This window comes from Planococcus sp. PAMC 21323 (genome assembly GCF_000785555.1).
GTDB lineage: Bacteria > Bacillota > Bacilli > Bacillales_A > Planococcaceae > Planococcus.
In genome coordinates this window covers 314,627-334,645 of sequence record NZ_CP009129.1, presented here as the reverse complement: position 1 = coordinate 334,645, position 20,019 = coordinate 314,627, and the positions used below count along the sequence as shown (strand labels likewise).

The 20,019-nt window shown below is 39.6% G+C and carries 17 protein-coding genes; 5 read left to right on the top strand and 12 right to left on the bottom strand.

All coding sequences use genetic code 11. The features are described from left to right. The first annotated feature begins 132 nt into the window (after nucleotides 1-132). Nucleotides 133-1,851 (top strand): ABC transporter ATP-binding protein, encoded by a 1,719-nt coding sequence (locus PLANO_RS01785; protein WP_038702446.1) that lies wholly within the window; start codon nucleotides 133-135, stop codon nucleotides 1,849-1,851. 70 nt (nucleotides 1,852-1,921) lie between these two features. On the opposite strand, the gene hflX is transcribed toward PLANO_RS01785, so the two are convergent. Beyond that, nucleotides 1,922-3,193: a GTPase HflX gene (gene hflX / locus PLANO_RS01780; RefSeq protein WP_038702443.1), complete on the bottom strand. Its 1,272-nt coding sequence runs from the start codon at nucleotides 3,191-3,193 to the stop codon at nucleotides 1,922-1,924. Between the two features lie 63 nt (nucleotides 3,194-3,256). Then, nucleotides 3,257-3,985, bottom strand: coding sequence for a VOC family protein (locus PLANO_RS01775; protein ID WP_038702441.1), 729 nt, complete (start codon nucleotides 3,983-3,985; stop codon nucleotides 3,257-3,259). Between the two features lie 279 nt (nucleotides 3,986-4,264). Between PLANO_RS01775 and PLANO_RS01770 the strand changes: the two genes are divergently transcribed. Then, nucleotides 4,265-5,815 (top strand): BCCT family transporter, encoded by a 1,551-nt coding sequence (locus PLANO_RS01770; RefSeq protein ID WP_038702437.1) that lies wholly within the window; start codon nucleotides 4,265-4,267, stop codon nucleotides 5,813-5,815. A 62-nt stretch (nucleotides 5,816-5,877) separates the two neighbouring features. Here the strand turns inward: PLANO_RS01770 and putP are convergent, their stop codons facing one another. The 4 genes from putP to PLANO_RS01750 all read right to left on the bottom strand — a co-directional run bounded on the left by putP (nucleotide 5,878) and on the right by PLANO_RS01750 (nucleotide 10,667). Continuing rightward, the gene (putP, locus tag PLANO_RS01765; RefSeq protein ID WP_038702435.1) at nucleotides 5,878-7,398 is read right to left on the bottom strand and encodes a sodium/proline symporter PutP; all 1,521 of its coding nucleotides are present in this window, start codon (nucleotides 7,396-7,398) and stop codon (nucleotides 5,878-5,880) included. Between the two features lie 426 nt (nucleotides 7,399-7,824). Beyond that, nucleotides 7,825-8,424 carry a response regulator transcription factor gene (locus PLANO_RS01760; RefSeq protein WP_038702433.1) on the bottom strand — a complete coding sequence of 200 codons (600 nt, stop codon included), beginning with the start codon at nucleotides 8,422-8,424 and terminating at the stop codon, nucleotides 7,825-7,827. Continuing rightward, nucleotides 8,421-9,557 (bottom strand): sensor histidine kinase, encoded by a 1,137-nt coding sequence (locus tag PLANO_RS01755; protein WP_038702431.1) that lies wholly within the window; start codon nucleotides 9,555-9,557, stop codon nucleotides 8,421-8,423. The genes PLANO_RS01760 and PLANO_RS01755 overlap by 4 nt, the downstream gene beginning before the upstream one ends. A 90-nt stretch (nucleotides 9,558-9,647) precedes the next feature. Then, complete coding sequence (locus PLANO_RS01750; protein ID WP_038702429.1) at nucleotides 9,648-10,667, bottom strand: Delta(5) desaturase DesA; 1,020 nt, start codon at nucleotides 10,665-10,667, stop codon at nucleotides 9,648-9,650. Between the two features lie 206 nt (nucleotides 10,668-10,873). Between PLANO_RS01750 and PLANO_RS01745 the strand changes: the two genes are divergently transcribed. Further along, entirely contained in the window at nucleotides 10,874-11,110 is a 237-nt protein-coding gene (locus PLANO_RS01745; protein WP_038702427.1) for a hypothetical protein, read from the top strand. A gap of 60 nt (nucleotides 11,111-11,170) precedes the next feature. On the opposite strand, the gene cydC is transcribed toward PLANO_RS01745, so the two are convergent. The 4 genes from cydC to PLANO_RS01730 form a co-directional block, all read right to left on the bottom strand. Further along, nucleotides 11,171-12,877, bottom strand: a complete 1,707-nt coding sequence (gene cydC / locus PLANO_RS01740; RefSeq protein WP_038702425.1) for a thiol reductant ABC exporter subunit CydC — start codon at nucleotides 12,875-12,877, stop codon at nucleotides 11,171-11,173. Continuing rightward, on the bottom strand, nucleotides 12,874-14,598 hold the full coding sequence (gene cydD, locus PLANO_RS01735; protein WP_038702423.1) for a thiol reductant ABC exporter subunit CydD: 1,725 nt from the start codon (nucleotides 14,596-14,598) through the stop codon (nucleotides 12,874-12,876). Before cydD ends, cydC begins: the two co-directional genes overlap by 4 nt. Nucleotides 14,599-14,775: 177 nt before the next feature. Beyond that, nucleotides 14,776-14,946: an Mlp family lipoprotein gene (locus PLANO_RS15935; protein WP_156108876.1), complete on the bottom strand. Its 171-nt coding sequence runs from the start codon at nucleotides 14,944-14,946 to the stop codon at nucleotides 14,776-14,778. 169 nt (nucleotides 14,947-15,115) lie between these two features. After that, nucleotides 15,116-16,759, bottom strand: a complete 1,644-nt coding sequence (locus PLANO_RS01730) for an AMP-binding protein (RefSeq protein WP_038702421.1) — start codon at nucleotides 16,757-16,759, stop codon at nucleotides 15,116-15,118. 161 nt (nucleotides 16,760-16,920) lie between these two features. On the opposite strand from PLANO_RS01730, the gene PLANO_RS01725 reads away from it, so the two are divergent. Together PLANO_RS01725 and PLANO_RS01720 are read left to right on the top strand one after the other, a co-directional pair. Then, complete coding sequence (locus tag PLANO_RS01725; RefSeq protein WP_038702419.1) at nucleotides 16,921-18,078, top strand: class I SAM-dependent methyltransferase; 1,158 nt, start codon at nucleotides 16,921-16,923, stop codon at nucleotides 18,076-18,078. Beyond that, nucleotides 18,075-18,329 carry a hypothetical protein gene (locus PLANO_RS01720; RefSeq protein ID WP_038702417.1) on the top strand — a complete coding sequence of 85 codons (255 nt, stop codon included), beginning with the start codon at nucleotides 18,075-18,077 and terminating at the stop codon, nucleotides 18,327-18,329. The genes PLANO_RS01725 and PLANO_RS01720 overlap by 4 nt, the downstream gene beginning before the upstream one ends. A gap of 295 nt (nucleotides 18,330-18,624) precedes the next feature. Here PLANO_RS01720 and PLANO_RS01715 read toward each other — a convergent pair whose 3' ends face one another. Together PLANO_RS01715 and PLANO_RS01710 are read right to left on the bottom strand one after the other, a co-directional pair. Continuing rightward, entirely contained in the window at nucleotides 18,625-19,347 is a 723-nt protein-coding gene (locus PLANO_RS01715) for an alpha/beta hydrolase (RefSeq protein WP_038702415.1), read from the bottom strand. Nucleotides 19,348-19,371: 24 nt separating this feature from the next. After that, a complete protein-coding gene (locus PLANO_RS01710) occupies nucleotides 19,372-19,986 on the bottom strand; it encodes an NAD(P)-dependent oxidoreductase (protein WP_038702413.1) in 615 nt (204 codons plus the stop codon). Nucleotides 19,987-20,019 lie beyond the last annotated feature (33 nt).

Sequence of the window (20,019 nt, the reverse complement as noted above, 5' to 3'; positions counted from 1 at the left end):
AGTCCACGTCAACCTTGAAATGCTTCTCTATATTTACGGTCCACCTCAAAAATAGTTTCATATTCTTTGTTTACCCGATTCTAGTCGTTTATTTCATTAACTTCGATTATACTTTTCAATGAGGTGAGCGTTTTGAGATTAAAACAATTTTTCAACTACTATAAGCCGCATAAACGGCTATTTATCATCGACTTTTCCAGTGCTGTCTTTGTAGCTATTCTTGAACTAGCATTTCCAGTGGCTGTTCAATGGTTTATCGACGATTTACTGCCAAGCGGAAATTGGAGTACCATTACTTCCGTCAGTTTTTTGTTGCTCCTCATATTTCTTTTGAGTACATTTTTGCAGTATATCGTCAGCTATCTTGGACATAAGTTAGGGATCAATATTGAAACGGATATGAGAGAAGAATTATTTACTCATGTCCAACGTCAATCTTTCCGCTTTTTCGACAATATTAAAACAGGTCATATTATGAGCCGTGTCACCAATGATTTATTTGATATAGGCGAACTTGCTCATCACGGACCAGAAGATTTCTTTATTGCAATCATGACGTTCTTCGGAGCTTTCGGTATTATGTTTTGGATCAATCCGAAACTAGCACTTGTCACATTAATCGTCATTCCGTTTCTTGTTTGGTTGATTACATTTTGCAATATTAAGATGAACCAAGCTTGGAGCAATATGTATGGAAAAATCGCGGACGTGAATAGTCGTGTAGAGGACAGTGTTTCAGGAGCACGCGTGGTGCAATCTTTCACAAATGAAGAATTTGAAATCGAACGTTTTAAAACGGATAACGACCATTTTCGTCTCGCCAAGATGGTTGCTTATAAAGTGATGGCTGCAACACATTCCAGCATTTATATGATGACTCGCCTTTTAACTTTAGTCGTCCTAGTTTATGGAGCATGGCTTAACTTTCAAGGTCAATTATCGTACGGCGAACTTGTCAGCTTTGTTCTGTTTCTAAACGTCTTGATCAAGCCTATTGATAAAATTAGTGCATTGCTTGAACTGTATCCAAAAGGGATGGCTGGCTTTAGTCGCTTTCGTGATTTGATTGAATTAGCACCCGATATCAATGATCGAAAAGGTGCTGTAACCGTAGAGAAGTTAGATGGAGATATTAACTTCGAGAATGTTTATTTTGGCTATGATGATAGCAAAACAGTATTATCCGGAATTGATTTAGAATTACAAGCTGGCGAAACCGTCGCGTTTGTCGGTCCTTCTGGCGCTGGGAAAACGACGATTTGTTCGTTGATTCCACGCTTCTACGATATCCAAAAAGGTACGATCTCGATTGATGGCATTGATATTCGGGATATGACCAAGCATTCATTACGATCACAAATCGGCATTGTTCAACAAGATGTCTTCTTATTTACAGGAACGATTCGTGAAAATATTGCTTACGGCAAAAGACACGCTAGTGACGAAGAAATTTTAGCAGCTGCAAAAAAGGCCCACTTAGAAGATTTTGTTCAGAAACTACCACAAGGATATGACACACAAATTGGCGAACGCGGATTAAAATTGTCCGGCGGCCAAAAACAACGACTTGCGATTGCACGGATGTTTTTAAAAAATCCACCTATCCTAATTCTGGATGAAGCGACGTCTGCCCTTGATACACAAACAGAGCGCGTTATTCAAGAAGCTTTAGCAGAATTAGCAGAAAACCGCACAACATTAATCATCGCCCATCGTCTTGCTACTATCCGCGACGCTGACCGCGTCGTCGTAGTGACTGAAGAAGGCATTGCCGAACAAGGTGGATATGGTGAACTTCTTGAAACTGACGGCGTATTTGCTAATCTCCACCGCATCCAGTTTGAACAATAAAAACCTATTGGATTCCTAGAAGAACATAAAAAAGGCACACCTCAAAGCTGAGATGTGCCTTTTTTACTTGCTAACTTCCGACGACAAATTGCTCATAACGGTCATAATCTGCACGACTCAGTTCTACTTTCAGCAAAGTGCCTTCTTCTTCGTATTCGGTTTCATGTATGCTTGCATATTCGTTCAGATACGCAACAATATCTCCGCGATTGAATGGCACAATCATCCGACACGTGACGTAGTCCGCGAAAATTTGCTTTTTGATAACTTCTAATAATTCGTCGAGGCCAACACCTTCTTTTGCTGCGATCCATAACCCGTCGCCGCTCATCGCTGGATAGTTTACTCCCGCTAAATCCGATTTATTGAAAATATAAAGAGTTGGAACATTTTCTACTCCAACAGCCTGTAGCGTAAGGTTTGTTACATCCATCATATAACGATGCTCTTCATTGGAAACATCCACAACATGAAGGAGTAAATCAGCATTTCGAGCTTCTTCAAGCGTCGAGCGGAATGCTTTTACAAGATGGTGGGGCAGTTTGCTGACAAAACCTACTGTATCGGTCAGCAAGAAGCTCTTATTGTCTTCTAAGCGAATTTGACGGACAGATGTCTCCAATGTAGCGAACAACATGTCTTTTTCAAACACTTGCTTTTCTTCATTTTGTCCCGTTTTTGTTAACAAGCCGTTCATTACTGTCGATTTCCCAGCATTTGTATAGCCGACTAACGATACAACCGGCATTCCTTTTTTAGTACGCTGTTTGCGTTGCGTGATGCGCTGGTCTTTAATATGTTCAAGTTCTTTATGAAGTTTTGATATTTGATCTTCAATTTTACGACGATCTAGCTCTAGCTTAGTCTCACCAGCACCACGGTTAGCAACTCCGCCGCTACTACTACCACCTTGACGGCCAAGTGATGCTCTAAGTCCGATCAAACGTGGCAACATGTATTGAAGTTGTGCTAACTCTACTTGCACTTGTGCTTCACGCGTTTTTGCACGTCGTGAAAAAATATCTAAAATCAGCATGGTTCGATCGATTACTTTGCATTCTAAATCTTCTTCCAAATTACGAATTTGCGAAGGAGACAATTCATCATTGAAAATAACTAAATTGGCATCGGATTCTTCGTAGAAAGCTTTTATCTCTTCTACTTTTCCGCTTCCAACGTAATGAGAAGGGTTAATCCGTTCCAAGTTCTGCGTAACTTCTCCAACAACCTCTACATTGCATGCTTCTGCTAAATTACGCAATTCTTCCATTCCGTAATCGAAATGAAGATCTTTTTGAAGTTGGACACCCACTATGACTGCTTTTTCTTGTAATTCATCCATTTATCTTGTCCTCCTATTTCAGGAAAAGAAAATTCCCATCTAATCTATCTATTTTACCATAGTTTATCGTTCACCTAACGGTATAGAAGGCAACCAATAAAGGCCTTGTTCATATTCTAGCTTGTGGGTACCATCTGTAAAATGGACTTCTTCTAGACGTTCTTGTGCCGCGTTTGTTTTTCTGAATTCAATGCGACAATTATCCAATTTCAGACTGCCACCTAACATTTTTTGCCAAGCGCTTTCAGCTTCCGTTGGGTTCCACACACCAAACACACAACGGTCGATTGTTAACGCCTCGTTCGTTTCTTGCACAACACCTTTTTCTCTCAGTTTGTGATAGCGTTGTTCATCCGATTCCTGCCATTCGATAAAGAATGGAGTCGGTAATTTCGTTGAAATAGGCTCTTTAATAAACAGCATTTTCCACTTGATCAGTTCGCCCTCTTCCGTGCGGCGTTCAGCATCTAACACACCCGTCGTCTCAATTCCACGTTCTTGCAAATCCTGATTTAATTCCCCAATCGCTTTAGTTCTTAAACAGATTGTCCCAAATCCTACTTGATCGTGCATTAGGAGGCGGGTCAAAGGATGATCAACATCCGTTGCGACTTCATGCCTCTCTACTGACAACCACTCAATATAACAATTTTTTAAGTACAATAGTACATTTTGTGTTCCCCAATTGATATGTTGACCTCCAGGTGAAGCAGGCAGTCCTTGCGCTCGCCACTGACTTACGGTTTCTTTCGGATTTTTTTGTACAAAATGAACAATGTGATCTAATTCCATAAAGCACCTCACTAAATTTCCGTCTTGGTTATATCGTTCGCCATCTTACCTCTACTATCCTTTAAGCGTTTAAAACGGACTCCTCGGGGAATGGGTATATAACTATATTATTTCCCCCACCCCCGAAAATACATTGATTAAAATTTCTTAAACACCTTTTTAGATCATCAATTCATTTCAAAAACTTTTTACCTTAAATTACGTTTTATTACTAAAAAGGTGGTTTTCCCCACTTATTTTCGATAGGCTAAAGTATAGAAAAATATTGAGGAGGTTACGATGAATAAAGAATTATTGAAAAATCCTGTATTTATAGTATCCGCTGCAGTCATTCTACTGCTTGTTATTTTAGGTGCAGTTACACCGGTGAAATTTGGTGAGGTGGCGGGGCGTTTGTTTAGTTTTACTACCTTGAATTTCGGCTGGTTTTACTTGCTTGCCGTCTTTGTTATCACACTTTTCCTTGTAGGGATTGCATTATCCAAGTTCGGACGCATTCGATTAGGTTCTGATAGCGATCGTCCCGAATTCCCTTTCTTTACATGGATTGGTATGTTATTCTCTGCCGGTTTTGGAGCTGGCCTGGTATTTTGGGGAGTAGCTGAGCCAATGAGTCATTTCTTCACTTCGCCCGTAGGCAACGAAGCATTAACTCCAGAAGCAGCAAGAATTGCGATGGGGTATTCATTTTTCCATTGGGGAGTTAGTCAATGGTCAGTATTCGCCATCGTCGGACTTGTCATCGGCTTTTTACAATTCCGCAAAAAGAAACCTGGTTTGGTTTCTACCGCTTTAGAGCCGGTATTAGGTAATAAACCTTTAGTTAAGAACTCCATCGATTCTTTAGCTGTCATTGCTACTGTAATGGGAATCGCTACTTCTCTTGGATTAGGCGTATTGCAAATGAACGGCGGACTCAATGCGGTGTTCGGCATTGAAAATGCCTTCCCAGTTCAACTAGGTATTATCGCGGTGATGTTTGCCGCATATACATTGTCATCTTCTACAGGACTTAAAAAAGGGATTGCCTACTTAAGTAATTTAAATCTTGGACTGGCATTGGTTTTAATGGTTTTCGTCTTTTTTGCAGGACCGACTGTTTTCATCATGGAAACTTTCACATTAGCACTCGGCGATTATATTACTAATTTTGTACCGTATAGTTTACGCCTAGAGCCCTATTCAGATGGACAGTGGGTGCAAGGATGGACTATTTTCTATTGGGCATGGGCAATTGCTTGGTCTCCATTTGTCGGGGCATTTGTAGCACGTGTATCAAGAGGACGCACAATCCGCGAATTCGTTATGGGTGTGCTAGTCATCCCTCCTGCTATTGCTTGTCTTTGGATTGCCGTATTTGGTGGTACAGCTCTTTGGTATGATTTAAATCAGTCTTCAGGTATTGCGGAAGCAGTTAATAACGATTTAACATCGGCTTTATTCCAAACATTCGGCGTTCTGCCATTAACGACAATCATGTCGGTTTTAGCTATATTATTAATTTTCACTTTCTTAGTGACTTCAGCTGACTCAGCAACTTACATTTTGGCATCGATGACGAGTTTCGGCAGTTTAAATCCCCCAACAGCCTTTAAGATTGTTTGGGGTGTGTTAATGTCTGCGATTGCCGCAGTTCTCCTGTATGCAGGCGGATTGCAAGCTTTACAAACGGCATCACTCATATCCGCCTTACCGTTTACCGTATTGCTTGTGTTGATGCTTTGGGCTTTCACTAAAATCATTCGTACAGAATCCCCTCCAATTCGAGAATCTGAATTGCAACGGTTTAAACGTATGGAGCAAGAAATGAAGAAACAACGCACTAAATAATATAAAAAAGGCGTACAGTTCTTCCTCACGAGAAGAACTGCACGCCTTTTTGATTACCTGGTTTATTTGTCTTCGTTGATTAAACGAACTGTTTCATCAAATTCTTTTTCGATCTGTGCATCTGGTTTGTAAGTAACAAGACTCACAAGCCATGTAATAAGAAGACACAAGAAGAAGCCTGGAATAATTTCATAAACACTGCCCATGAAATTGGTCATTTCAGTTGCACCAGGGTCATCTGCTGCTGTCCCCATTGAATCCCAGAGAATAACCGTTGCAGCACCAACAATCATACCAGCCAATGCGCCTTTTGATGTTAGTTTTCGCCAGAACAACGACAACAGGATGATTGGTCCAAAAGCAGCACCAAATCCAGCCCATGCGTATGCAACTAATCCGAGGATCGTGTTGTTTTGTTCCCAAGCCAAGTACGCTCCAATAACAGCAATCAATGCTACAGCTAGTCGTCCAAGCGTTACATAACCTTTTGCTGATGCTTCTTTTTTGAATGCAATTTTGTATAAATCCTCAATAAGCGCCGAAGAACTTACTAAAAGCTGAGAAGAAATCGTACTCATAACAGCTGCTAAAACAGCCGCTAGTACAAATCCAGCAACTAGTGGATGGAACAAAATTTGACTCAAATCAAGAAACACTGATTCTGGATCTACTAAAGTTGCTGAAGGATTTTGCTGGAAATAAGCAATACCAACAAGCGCTGTTGCAGTTGCTCCAATAAGACTGAAGATCATCCAGCTCATACCGATACGACGAGCAATACGAACTTCTTTTAATGTTTTAATCGCCATAAAACGGACGATGATATGAGGTTGACCAAAGTAACCAAGACCCCAAGCGACTGCAGAAATAACGCCGATTGTCGAAGCTCCTGAAACTAAGCTCAACATATTCGGATCGACTTCGCGAATACTTGCTGCCGTTTCACTAAATCCACCTGTAGCGAAAATCCCTACAATTGGTACAGCGATCAAAGCTAGCACCATCATCACGCCTTGAACAAAATCCGTGTAACTAACAGCTAGGAATCCACCGAATAAGGTATAGGCTACGACAACAACGGAGCCTAAAATCAATCCTAAGTGATAATCCATTCCGAATGAGCTTTGGAAGAACAATCCAGAAGCGACCATACCGGATGAAACATAAAATGTGAAAAAGATTAAGATGATAATACCCGATACAATTCTCAATAACCGCGATTTGTCTTTCAAGCGGTTTTCTAAGAAACTCGGAATCGTAATCGAGTCACTAGTAATATACGAGTAAATACGTAAACGTGGCGCCACGAAGAACCAGTTTAAAAATGCACCGATTGTTAATCCGATTGCGATCCATACCTCAACTAATCCTCCAAGGTAAATCGCACCCGGTAAACCTAGTAAGAGCCATCCGGACATATCTGATGCTCCTGCACTTAGTGCGGCTACTGCTGGTCCAAGTCCCCTTCCACCAAGCATATAGTCAGATAAGTCGGCGGTTTTGCGATAAGCATACCAGCCAATATAAAGCATTGCACCTAGATAAACGGTTAAAGCAATGATTTGATAGGTTATATCTGTCATTTTATCCCCTCCTTACTTAACAGTGTAACATTCTTGACACATATGAAAAGTCCCCATTTTGGTTTTGTCTTAAATTTAAGTGAGAAATAAAGCGAGAAGGAGGGGTTTTTCGATGCCATAGAGTAAAAATAATCCCCCGGATTCGTTCAAAAATCTGAATCTGATTGTCCGAGATATAGCCATCGAAATTGCTATCGTATTACTTGGTGATGGGGAAAGCCATGCCATTCCTATCTCCTTAGAAAAAGCCAAAGAAACTACAATTAGAAATGAAGAAACGAAAGAAATTTTAATGAAAGAAGCAAAGTGTTATGTCAATAAGAATCCCGGTGAACTTCATATATATACCGAAGACGACTCTTTGTTAGATACGATTTACGAATGAATAGAATAATAAAAATGTCGCTGTCAGTCGACAGCGACATTTTACTTAAACCAACCTTTTTCTTTAAAACGAGAAATGGCTTCAATTCGATTTCCAACCTCGAGCTTATCCAAAATCGTTGAAATGTAGTTTCTTACTGTACCCGTCGTAATAAACAATTCCTTAGCAATCTCTTTCGTACTTCGCCCTTCGGCTATTAGTTCCATTACTTGCTTTTCTCGATCGGTCAAAGGGTTTTCGTCAGCATATGCTAAATCCACTAATTCTGGGGCATAAATCCGTCGACCCGACATGATTGTACGAATTGAAGTAGCCAAATCTTCACTTGGACTGTCTTTCAACAAATAGCCACTGACCCCTGCTTTTCTAGCACGTTCAAAATAACCCGAGCGAGCGAACGTGGTTAAAATAATAATCTTACATGGCTGATCTTTCAAAATTTCCGCAGCATCTAAGCCACTTTTCAGTGGCATTTCAATATCCATAATGCAAATATCTGGCTGCAGACTCTCAACAAGTTCGATTACTTCTTCTCCGTTAGCCGCCTTGCCTACTACTTCCATATCTTCTTCTAAATCAAGTAATGATCCTAAAGCTCCAAGCATCATTCGCTGGTCTTCAGCTAATACGATTCGAATCATTTAATATCCTCCTTTGTACTATAGAGAATTACGTTTGGCACCCGAATATTTAATGTGGTGCCTTCCATGACGCTAATATCCACCGATCCATTCACAAATTCTAAACGTTCACGCATTCCAACCAAACCATTCCCTTGCAGAGATGTATTTCCTTCTGGGAATCCATTGCCGTCATCTTGAACTTGCACAAGAAGTTCTTCGGGGTTTTGTTTGATCAAGATACTGCAACGTGATGCTCCACTATGTTTCACTACATTTGTTACAGCTTCTTTTAAACACATACTTAAAACATTTTCTACTAAAAGTGGCGTATTCGTTAATTGTGTTGAACCGTAAAAAACAAAGTCGATTTCAGCAGCTTTTAAAATCTGTTGTACACGCAAAAGTTCTTCATCGAGTTTGGTTCCTCGCATGTTTGAAACAAGCTCGCGTACCTCCTTTAAAGCTGTACGAGCGGTTTGTCTCACATCATTTATCTCGTTTAAAGCAGATTCTGGATTGCGGGTAATCAGTTTTCCCGCTAAATCACTTTTCAAGCCAATTAACGATAATTTTTGTCCCAACGTATCATGAAGGTCACGGGCAATTCGCTCACGTTCTTCAATGATAATTAGCTGAGAAATGCGTTTATTGGCATCTTCTAGCTGCCCTTCTAGTTTTTCTCGCTTATTGCGATTATATGTATTGAATGGCAAAAGGATGACACCTAATATACTCAGTACAATAAATGGCAATTGGGAAATGTATAGCTCACTATGATCAAAAAAGCCAAATACGACAGCTGTGATTGTTAATCCAATGTGGAGACCATATATAATGAAAAAGCCGATTTTATTACGTAAATTCCCAATAAAAAATGCAACAAAAATCGAAAGATACACATAGCCAAAAAGGAAAATCATTCCGATATTTACGGCCATTTCAAAACTCACCCAGACATACACAAAACCAGTTTTCGAATTAAAAGAAAGCCGATAAGCAATAAAAAACATTAATAATAGCAAAATCCCGACAATAAAATCAGTTACCGAAGAAGAGCGAAAAATAAAAAAGAACGGCAAAATACAAAAAATGACCCAGGCATAAAGACTTAACCATGGGTTTTTAGGGAATATTTGATACCAGCTTTGCATAAGGTCCTCCTCTGTCTTAATGATTCAATCATAGCAAATAATACACAAAAGAAAAAACCATTCAGCTAAGAATGGTCCTTTCTTCTTTTATTATTGCTGAACAGCTTTAGAATTACTTAGCAAGTGCTTAATGTCACCAAATGTAACGAATGTTTTATTCTGTGCATCGTATAATTTGTAACGTAACGATTTAAGACTCGATTTAAGATTGATTGTCGTTGCTTGTTGAAGAGGTGGTGTCGATTCATGTGCTTTTTCCAAATTGTAATTTGGAACACGTGGACTCAAGTGATGCACGTGGTGGAAACCAATGTTTCCTGTTACCCATTGCAATACTTTTGGAAGCTGGTAATACGAACTTCCGTCTACTGCTGCTTTTACATAATCCCACTCATTTTCATCTTCAAAGTATGAATCTTCAAATGTGTGTTGTACGTAGAACAACCAAATACCTAAAGCTCCAGCTACAAACATCGTCGTACCTTGTACGATTACGAATGCCTGCCAACCAATTGCTAAAATTAATAGCGTGTAAATAACAACTAAAGAAATATTGATCAAATATGTGTTATTGCGTTCCTTTTTACGTGCATCTTTGCGATTAAAACGGCTCGAGATCAACACAAGGAACAAAGGTCCAAATCCAAACATCACCAATGGATTACGGTACATGCGGTATTTGAAACGTTCCCATTTTGAAGCTTCTACATATTCTTCGATTGTCATAACCCAGATATCGCCAACTCCGCGCTTATCTAAGTTCCCGCTTGATGCATGGTGAATCGAGTGTTCACGTTTCCACTTTTCATAAGCGAAAAGCGTCATAATTCCTGTAATTGTACCAACAATAGCGTTTGCTTTTTTATTTTTGAAAAATGAACCATGCGTACAGTCGTGGAAAATGATGAACGTTCGGATCACGAATGCTGCGGCTACTACCGATAATGCGATTGTCAGCCAAATTGAAACATCAAGTGCTTGATAAGCTAAAAACCAAGCCAAGATAAAAGGTGGTATTGTATTTACTAATTGTCTAACACTTGATTTTACATCTGCCTTTTCAAATGGGGCGACAAACTTGCGTAATTGTGCTGTTTTTTCTCTGCTCATGTCTTGTCTTCCTCCTTAGACGGACTTTTTCGGTCCGAATAACTTATTAACCTAATCTTATACGGAAACATAGAGGCGCATAAGACACAAACGTCTATATTTCTATATGACAGTTGTCATGTATTTCTGAAAATCTATTCTTTTAAAATTACAAGCGATACGTGTATAATAGAAATAAACAGAAAAATCAGAACGGAGTGAGGCGTATGACCGGTATGATCGCCGTCATTATGGTCTTTTCAATTCCACTAGCAGGTATTATCACCGCACATTTGCAGAGCCAAACAAAGCTCAAAAGTAAAATGATTGAAAGCGAGTTGGAGTTGGAAAAACTAAAGCATGACAACTTTGTCATTGAAACACAAAAAATGCGGCTTGAGCTTGAACAAATGAAGTTAGAAGATGGAACAAAAGATGAAAACCTACTTTTGAAGAAAAGTTAATAGAGATTAGTCAGGTTACTAAAAATCCCCAGCACGCAATTGCGTACTGGGGATTTTTAGCTAAGCAAATACACTATTTTCAATTTCTTTAAGTTGGTAGAAGTATGCTTTTCTCTTCATCAACTCTTCATACGAACCACTTTCTACAATACGCCCTTTTTCCATCACCACAATTTGATCCATTTTTTCAAGTCCAGCTAAATCGTGGCTAATGACAACAAACAAATCGTCTTTGTTTTGTTGGAACATATGCTGGTAAATCGCTTGTGCTGTCAAACTATCCACAGAAGACACCGGTTCATCCAGCAGCCACAGTGACTTTCCTCTTAACATGGCGCGCGCAATGGCTAGGCGCTGTTTTTGACCGCCAGATAAATTCTGGCCTTTTTCTTCTACTGTCATGTTCAAGGAAAGTATACCTAGTTGAACTTTATCTAATACTTCCATCATTTGTTCGTCGGTTGCTACGGGATTCGCAATCAATAAATTGCTAAGAATTGTCCCATAAAAGAAATGATTTTCTTGTAAAACAATATTCATTTGTTGCCAGACCTCTTCTTGCTTGAGTGTCTCGACAGGTTTCCCCCCGATTGATAATTGTCCCTGACTGAGTGGAAAGACATTCAGCAATAATTGCATCAGTGTCGACTTACCTGAACCACTTGGTCCAACAATCGCTGTTTTCGTCCCTGCTTTTAAGTAGAGAGATACGCGATCGACCGCTAAGTTATTTTCGCCTGGGTACTGAAAAGATACCTCTTCTAACTTAATATCAAGCGGTCCACTCGGCAATTCTTCTGTTCCTTGCTGTAAAACAGGTTCAGCTACAATTTCTTCTAAACGAACAGCTGCTTTTCGACTTTCTTCAAAATAGGTCGGAAAAGCAGCCATGGGAGCTACGTTTTCAAATGCAGCGATAGAAATCATCACAAGCATAGCCAAATACAAACCATTGAGTTCACCAGCTGCAACAAAATATGCACCAACACCTAAAACAAAAAAGGAAACAAGTAAAGCAACAAACGCATTAATGGACTGGGCCAAGTTTTCTTCTAATCCTTCTTGTCGCTGTCCTTCGTTGTATCGAGCTGCATCTCTTTTCAATTGTTGTTCTTTGGAACCCAATTGTTGATGAATTTTCAAATCGCGAAATCCGTAAAGAAACTCTGTCGATTCAATTGCTAAATTTCCTCGTTGCGCTCTAACTTGTCCATCTACACGACGTTTTCTACTAGCAAATAATGCCGGAATAACAATTACCGTTAACAACATGCCGATAAAAATGACAATCGCAATGCCCAATGAGAAAAATGAAGTAAAGAATACAGCACTTAAAAAGACAATGCCGAGTACCACTGGCGGATAAAATACTCGTAGTAAAAAGTTTTGTAAACTTTCGACATCCCCGACAATTCGCGATAATAAATCACCGCTTCGGTACTTGCTGAATATTCCTGGCGCAAGTGGTGTCAATCGTTCAAAAAATGATACTCGTAGATGACTCAACATGGTGAAAGTTGCTCGGTGAGAATACAACCGCTCTCCATACCGACTTAATGCCGATGCAAAACCAAATAACTTCAAACAAGCTGCCATGACTACGAGCGTGGTCATTTGAGAAGTTAAGGCTGCTTTTGAAATCAAATAACCACTTGATCCCATTAACGCAACACTTGCAATACCTGCTAAAAAGCCGAAAAAGATAGCGATCAACACATCTTTCTTTTCAAGAAGCGTTAGTTTCAAAATATGTTTTAATTCACTCATTGAAAGCCACCTCCTTGCTGTGCTGCAAGCATTTCTTCATAAGGCATATAAGTTTCCAATAGTTTTTCGTGACTTCCTGTTGCACCTAGTTTGCCATCATCTAAAAACAAGATAATGTCAGCATCTTTAATCGTATGCAGTCGATGAGCAACCGTAATAACGGTCGAGGTTTTTTGCAATTCATGAAGGGACTCTTGCAGAATTTTCTCTGTTTGTAAGTCTAATCCTGTTGTTGGCTCATCAAATAGGATTAGAGACGGTTTTTTTAAAAAAGCCCGTGCAAGCGCAATTCGCTGTTTTTCTCCACCAGATAATCCACGACCCGCTTCACCAATCAGCGTTTCAAATCCTTTTTCAAGATACGCTACCATTTCCGCAATACCTGCTTTTTTAGCCGCTACTAAAACATCTTCATCACGAACATCCCCTGTAACACCCATTTTTATATTCTCTCGAATGGTCCCAGCAAAAAGATACGGGTGTTGTGAAATGTAACTCAATTGATCAAACCAAGATGTTTCACTAATATTCTCCCGAGGAATCCCATTCACATAAAAGCGGCCTTCACTTTGTGGAAGAAGCCCAGCAACTAGATGCATCAACGTTGTTTTTCCTGACCCACTTTTTCCGATAACTGCCACCTGACTATAAGGCGGAATTTCCACATTTAGTTCGGCTAACAAAAATCCTTCTTCGTATTGAAAAGAGAGTTGCTCTAGTGATAAGTGAGGCGGTTCTTGTGCCATTTTTTCTTTTCCCCACACTAGATCAACGTTTGTTTTTTCTAGTTCCATCGTTATTTGTTTTGCGGCTGATAAACTACCTCGCGCCGTATGAAAAGCACTCCCGAAATCTTTTAGTAAGTTAAAGAAATCAGGTACTAAAATCAAGATGAAGAACGCTGTGAAAAAGCTAATACTATCGAATACAACAAGTCGTAACCCTATTTCTAGCGCGACGATACCGATGCTTAACATAGAAATATATTCAAGCATCAAAGAAGAAAGAAAGGCAGACTTCAATACTTCCATCGTTGAGTCTCGGAAATTTAAACTACTTTTCTTAATAGCTTGTTGTTGTTTTTCAGCTTGACCAAATAATTTAAGTGTCGAAAGTCCTTGTAAAATATCTAGAAACGTACCTGAAAAGCGATTGAGTTGTTCCATTTTCTCATCAGCTTTTTTCTTTGTTCCTTTTCCGACCAATGCCATGAACACCGGAATAAATGGCGCCGTTATTAAAATAATGACCCCGCTTGTCCAGTTTTGCGAGAAAATTACACCTAGCAAAATCACAGGAATAATATAAGTTTGAATCATTTGAGGAATGTATTTACTAAAGAAACCATCTATTTCATCTACAGAATCCATTAGCAGGCTGACCTTTTGACCTGATTGGCCTTTAGCGGCAGAGAGCAATGGATTTCTAGAAAATGATTGGATCAATGTATTGCGCAATTCGCTTTTTACGTCGGCAGCCAAATTGACTCCAGCTTTACCTATCGCATAACCTGATCCGGCTCTCAATAAAATCGAAATGAATAATCCTCCAAATAATGGCGTTAAGCTTTCAAAACTAGCATTTTGAAGAAAAACACGATCTGCGATCATCACGAAAAACAAGGCTTGTCCAATTGTGGCAAGACCTTTTAAAATCGACATCACAAGTAAAAATGTCATTGTGTTTTTCCGTTGAAATGCCAATTGCTTTAAATCCTTCATGCCATTCGCTCCTCCGCTTTATCTCCCTCTATTATAAAGCATCCTTTTGTGAAACCCCCGTCGATTGCCCACGTTCAAAGGATTTCCAAGCTTCTTTGTTACAGCGCTGTTCACAATTTTAGTTTTTCATCGCACAAAAAAATCTGCAGCAATACTACGCCGCAGAATTTAACATCGTTAATTTTCTATTGTTTGTTCATAAGTACCTGTTGAAAAAATGGACGTTTTCAACCACTTCACATCTTCTTGTATTTTCTTTTTTAAGGACTGATCCACGCATTTTTGGTATTCTTCCATTAGCTTTGCCAATTCATATTCGAAAATAACTAATTCTTCTTTAGCAATCATTATAAACACCCTTTGAGGTTAGCCGTTTTAATACGTGCTTTATTACCTACTCTAGTGAATATATTGTATCAAAAGAACCTTAGATTTGTCATTGAAATATTTCCGATTTATATTAATTACATTAAAAAGGAAAGCGTAACAGTATACGCTTTCCTTTTTGGCTAGTTTATTAAACTCGAGTTTTCTCACTTTGTTCGATGGATAATTCACGCAGCTTAAATTTTTGTATTTTTCCGGACGCTGTCATTGGGTATTCTTTTGTAAATTCAATATAGCGCGGAATTTTGTGGCGGGAAATCTTTCCTTTGCAGTAAGCTCTCAACTCTTCTGCATTGAGTTGCTCTTCTTCTTTTAAGATAATCCATGCCATTAGTTCTTCTCCGTATTTCGGATCGGGTATACCGATTACCTGCACATCTAGAATCGATGGATGTTGATAAAGAAATTCCTCAATTTCACGCGGATAAATATTTTCTCCTCCACGGATTACCATATCCTTTATCCGACCTGTGATGTCGATATAGCCCTCTTTATCTTGAACTGCGATGTCCCCGGTATGAAGCCAACCTTCTGGATCGATTGCCTCTTTTGTAGCATCTTCGTTTTTATAATAGCCGGACATTACGTGATATCCCCTTGTACAAAGTTCTCCGGGCAAGCCTAGCTCTACTTCTTTTCCAGTTGCTGCGTCAATAATTTTTACTTCTACACCTGTGTGTGGCTTACCAACTGTTGACACTCGCTTTTCAATATCATCATCGGCTCGCGTCTGAGTAATAACAGGAGATGATTCTGTTTGTCCGTAAGCAATAGTAATCTCAGACGCACCCATATCATTGATGACTTTTTTCATCACTTCAATTGGACAAGAAGACCCTGCCATAATCCCTGTTCGCAACGTTGACGTATCAAACGAAGAAAATTCGGGGTGGTTTAACTCCGCGATGAACATTGTTGGTACTCCATGCAGTGCTGTACATTTCTCATCCTGTACCATTTGCAAAATGCGCTTTGGTTCAAATTGCTCGGCAATAACCATTGTCGTGGCATGTGTGACTGCAGCCATTGTGCCAAGAACACATCCGAAACAGTGAAAAAACGGTACCGGAATACACAAGCGATCTTTTTCCGTTAACGCCATCGTATCGCCAACTAGTTTGCCATTATTGACAACATTCAAATGAGTTAACATGACGCCTTTTGGAAATCCTGTTGTGCCGGATGTATATTGAATGTTGATGACATCATCAGGGTTCATCGAAGCAAAACGTTCCTCAAACTCAGTATCGCTAACATTTTCAGCAAAAGCTTCAAACTCTCGCCACGTGTAAATTCCAGGATAATCGTTATCACTCATGACAATTACTCGTTTAAAGTGAGGTAGCTTAGCACTATTAATTGCTCCTTTTTCAGCGGTCGCCAATTCTGGACAAACCGCATTCAAAATATCTATATAACTCGTACCTTTAAACTCTTCGCCTAATATTAATGTAGTCGCGTCCGACTGATTCAACAGATACTCAAGTTCGCTCGATTGATAACTCGTATTAACGGTTACCAATACTCCACCCATTTTACCTGTGGCAAACTGACTTAATAGCCATTCCCGTTTATTATCTGACCAAATGGCAATATGTTCGCCTTTTTCAATCCCTAAGCCGATAAAAGCCTTTGCTAAGCGATCTGTTTCCTCGTCAAATTCTTTGTAGGTTTTTCGGATCTCGTGCTCTGGATAAACGTATGCCTCGGTGTCTGGATTTTTTGCCGCTTGTTCTTTTACGATTTGACCGACTGTCTTATGTAAAATTTCCATAATACATCCCCCTATTTGAAAACGTTTTCAATCCACTTTATATTATCACAAAATTCCAAATTAATGGGACTCAGTCGATTTTTAAAAAAACAGACAGCTCGCGCTTCATGTACACTGCGTGCTAAACTAAAACCATTACACAGAACGGAAGGAATCAACCCATGGACTTACAAACAATGAACGAACAACTAGCAGAACGATTTTTACAAAAGCAACTTGTTTCAGCTACAATCAGTCAACCGCGGTTAAAGTCAAATGACATCAAACGAATTAAGTTAAAGCCCGTCGAAATAAAAAAGGATTATTTTATTCAATTTGAATACCAACATGAACATGTATTAAAACACGAAAACTTGCCTATAGAATTAGCTGTAACGAAATTAGCCTCGTTATTCATTGATTTTCGCCAAGCGCTTTTTCAATTCACAGAAGAAAAAATTCAAATTCAGTTATCCAAAAAATCCAAAGTGAGTTGGAAAACTGAACAAACAGGCACTCAAAAAGTGGAACTTTCACATAATCGCAAAAAGCAGTATTTATTAGAAGATGGGATTCCGTACCCATTCCTTGTGCGTCTAGGTGTTCAAAGTCCAGATGGCAAAGTTAAAAAGCAGAAATACGACAAATTCCGTCAAATCAATCGTTTTATTGAATTTATCGACGATTCGCTTGCTTATTTACCACAAGATCGAACTGTTCGCATACTTGATTTTGGTTCTGGAAAATCATATTTAACTTTTGCCCTTTACCATTATTTACGCATTGAAAAAGGCTTAAACCTTCGCGTTACTGGACTCGATTTAAAAAAAGAAGTCATCGAGGAATGTCAGCAGATTGCGCAAGATCTGCGCTATGAACAACTTGAGTTTCTAGTTGGCGACATTAACGACTACAATGATGAATCTACAGTAGACATGGTGGTCACTTTACATGCTTGCGACGTAGCTACTGATATGGCGCTATCACGCGCTGTAAAGTGGGATGCAAAAGTCATCCTCAGCGTTCCTTGTTGTCAGCATGAATTGAATAGCCAAATCGATGCACCTGAACTTGGCATTATGCTTCAACACGGGCTGATCAAAGAACGTTTCAGCGCTCTTGCTACTGACTCGATTCGCGCGGAACTACTGTCGCTTGTTGGCTATGAAACACAATTAATGGAGTTTATCGATATGGAACATACACCTAAGAACATTTTGATCCGTGCTTATAAAACGGGTAAAAAACCCGGCCCTGGTCAATTTGAACGCTATCAGCAATTTACTTCTTTGTTGTCGGCGAAACCTTTCTTAGAAAATGAATTAAAGGAGTACTTATGAAACAAAAAAATTTAGTTAACGGTATTATTCTAGCCTTTTCCGTTGTGTTAATCCGTTTTATTGACGTTCGCATCTACGACATGAACTTGATCGTGACGCTCTTAATTTTAGCCGCTCTTATTTACGGAGCCATGCGCGTTGTCGAACGGTTTCCATCACTTGATCAGCCTGTTAGTAAACGCTCTTCTTACATCGTGAACACATTCGTCATTGTCTCTATCTTTCTGGCGTTCTTTATATTTAAACTATAAAAAAACTGACTCAGAATCTCGGAGTCAGTAAAGGCTTTAGACAAAGTCCAATTGCATAGTGTGAGAAAATAAAACCGCGCTGGTCGCTTTGGGGATGACTCCCGCAAGAAGCCAGGAAAACCACCTGTCTTCTTGCTTCGTCTACCCCGTGGACGCGCCAGCGCTAGCGTCTATAATAGAAAGACATTTCTCAGACTTTCAAAATGTATATGTAAGCAAAGATGTATCGGATCAAGACTATTTCAATACCTCTTTTGTCTACAAGCTAAAAAAAAACTGACTCGGGATCTCCGAGTCAGTTTTTGTTTATCCATGTCGTTATTGCTTCTATCACTTGATCTTGTTGTTCCAGGGGTGTAATTTCAGCTGAATTATCGCCTTTTTGTTCACCGTATAAACCAAATTGCGCATGATTGCCTCCTACTATTTCCACAAAAACACTGTCTTCAACAAATAATTTCTTATTGTCTTCGATATCTTCAACTTGCGACAAGCCATCTAATTCTCCGTAGATTGATAACATCGCTAAATCGCTTTGCGAAAAGTCACTGGCTGGATAGGAACCTAAAAAATACAAGCCTTTTAGTTTTGGAGATGGCGTTTCCGCATAAAAAGAAGCGGCGACTCCTCCTAAGGAATGACCTCCAACAAACCATTCTTCTACTTCCTTATATTCGTCAATCACGTCATCTGCAGTTCCTGCACCAAGAATCCCAAAATTCAAGGGTAGCTGAGGAATCGATACGACAAAGCCTTTTTTACTTAGCGACTGACCCAAATAGGCATATGCTTCTTTTTCAACTTTAGCTCCTTGATAAAGGATGATTCCTTTCCCATTTGGCGATTCCGGTTGGAAGATTAATCCTGCATCGTCTTTTTCAATCTCAGTTAAATCTACCTCTTCGTTCAACAAAGCACTCGGTTCATAATCAAATTGGGCGTAGATGATAAAACCTGCGACAAGGATTACTAGTAACGCCAAAATACTTATACCAATCCAGAGCAGCCACTTCTTCATCAAATCACCTTCTCGTTCGACATATTAATAAGCCAATCCGACGCGGCTTTGTAGAAATTCTTGTGACTCTAATTGTCGATAAGCAAACGCTCCCGTATCACCTACTGTAATTTCTTTCCCTTCCATAGGCAGAAAATCTTTTTCTGTCCGGTAGTTGCCACGTGCTTCACCGTCTGGCAAATAGGTAGGACAAACAATCGTCCAGTAAAGTGATGTTTTTTCAAACATGCGGTAAACTGCTTCATGCTCTTCAGCTGCAAATGTCATTTTTCGTTTTGAATCGCCGCCTTCATAGCGAAGGAGTCCAGGACTTAGCCGACTATTTAAAATTCCCGCCGTCCCAATGGAAATGATTCGTTGAACATCGTTTTTTTTCATGGAGTTGACGATTAAAGGAGCAGCATCTGACAAAGTGGTCGTACGGTCAGTGCCAATTGCACTGAAAACAGCTGTCGTTCCGGTGATTGTTCTTTCAATGTCTTCTGCGTTTCGTACATCGCCAATGATCACTTCCAAGTTCGGATGTGCTTGTAATTTTTCTGAACGGACCAATGCTTTTACCTCATGACCGTCTGCTAAAGCCCGTTTTAGGATTTCTCCTCCAACGCGGCCAGTTGCTCCAAATAGTGCGATTTTCATTGACTTCCCTCCTGTTATTTCGGCTCTAAGTCT

What these genes read in the sequence shown, in the direction of transcription:
- PLANO_RS01745 (WP_038702427.1), top strand. Translation starts at nt 10,874, where the DNA reads ATGACCGGTATGATCGCCGTCATTATGGTCTTTTCAATTCCACTAGCA.
- PLANO_RS01770 (WP_038702437.1), top strand. Translation starts at nt 4,265, where the DNA reads ATGAATAAAGAATTATTGAAAAATCCTGTATTTATAGTATCCGCTGCA.
- PLANO_RS01750 (WP_038702429.1), bottom strand. Translation starts at nt 10,667, where the DNA reads ATGAGCAGAGAAAAAACAGCACAATTACGCAAGTTTGTCGCCCCATTT.
- PLANO_RS01775 (WP_038702441.1), bottom strand. Translation starts at nt 3,985, where the DNA reads ATGGAATTAGATCACATTGTTCATTTTGTACAAAAAAATCCGAAAGAA.
- PLANO_RS01755 (WP_038702431.1), bottom strand. Translation starts at nt 9,557, where the DNA reads ATGCAAAGCTGGTATCAAATATTCCCTAAAAACCCATGGTTAAGTCTT.
- hflX (WP_038702443.1), bottom strand. Translation starts at nt 3,193, where the DNA reads ATGGATGAATTACAAGAAAAAGCAGTCATAGTGGGTGTCCAACTTCAA.
- PLANO_RS01760 (WP_038702433.1), bottom strand. Translation starts at nt 8,424, where the DNA reads ATGATTCGAATCGTATTAGCTGAAGACCAGCGAATGATGCTTGGAGCT.
- PLANO_RS01710 (WP_038702413.1), bottom strand. Translation starts at nt 19,986, where the DNA reads ATGAAAATCGCACTATTTGGAGCAACTGGCCGCGTTGGAGGAGAAATC.
- PLANO_RS15935 (WP_156108876.1), bottom strand. Translation starts at nt 14,946, where the DNA reads ATGATTGCTAAAGAAGAATTAGTTATTTTCGAATATGAATTGGCAAAG.
- cydC (WP_038702425.1), bottom strand. Translation starts at nt 12,877, where the DNA reads ATGAGTGAATTAAAACATATTTTGAAACTAACGCTTCTTGAAAAGAAA.
- putP (WP_038702435.1), bottom strand. Translation starts at nt 7,398, where the DNA reads ATGACAGATATAACCTATCAAATCATTGCTTTAACCGTTTATCTAGGT.
- PLANO_RS01715 (WP_038702415.1), bottom strand. Translation starts at nt 19,347, where the DNA reads ATGAAGAAGTGGCTGCTCTGGATTGGTATAAGTATTTTGGCGTTACTA.
- cydD (WP_038702423.1), bottom strand. Translation starts at nt 14,598, where the DNA reads ATGAAGGATTTAAAGCAATTGGCATTTCAACGGAAAAACACAATGACA.
- PLANO_RS01720 (WP_038702417.1), top strand. Translation starts at nt 18,075, where the DNA reads ATGAAACAAAAAAATTTAGTTAACGGTATTATTCTAGCCTTTTCCGTT.
- PLANO_RS01730 (WP_038702421.1), bottom strand. Translation starts at nt 16,759, where the DNA reads ATGGAAATTTTACATAAGACAGTCGGTCAAATCGTAAAAGAACAAGCG.
- PLANO_RS01725 (WP_038702419.1), top strand. Translation starts at nt 16,921, where the DNA reads ATGGACTTACAAACAATGAACGAACAACTAGCAGAACGATTTTTACAA.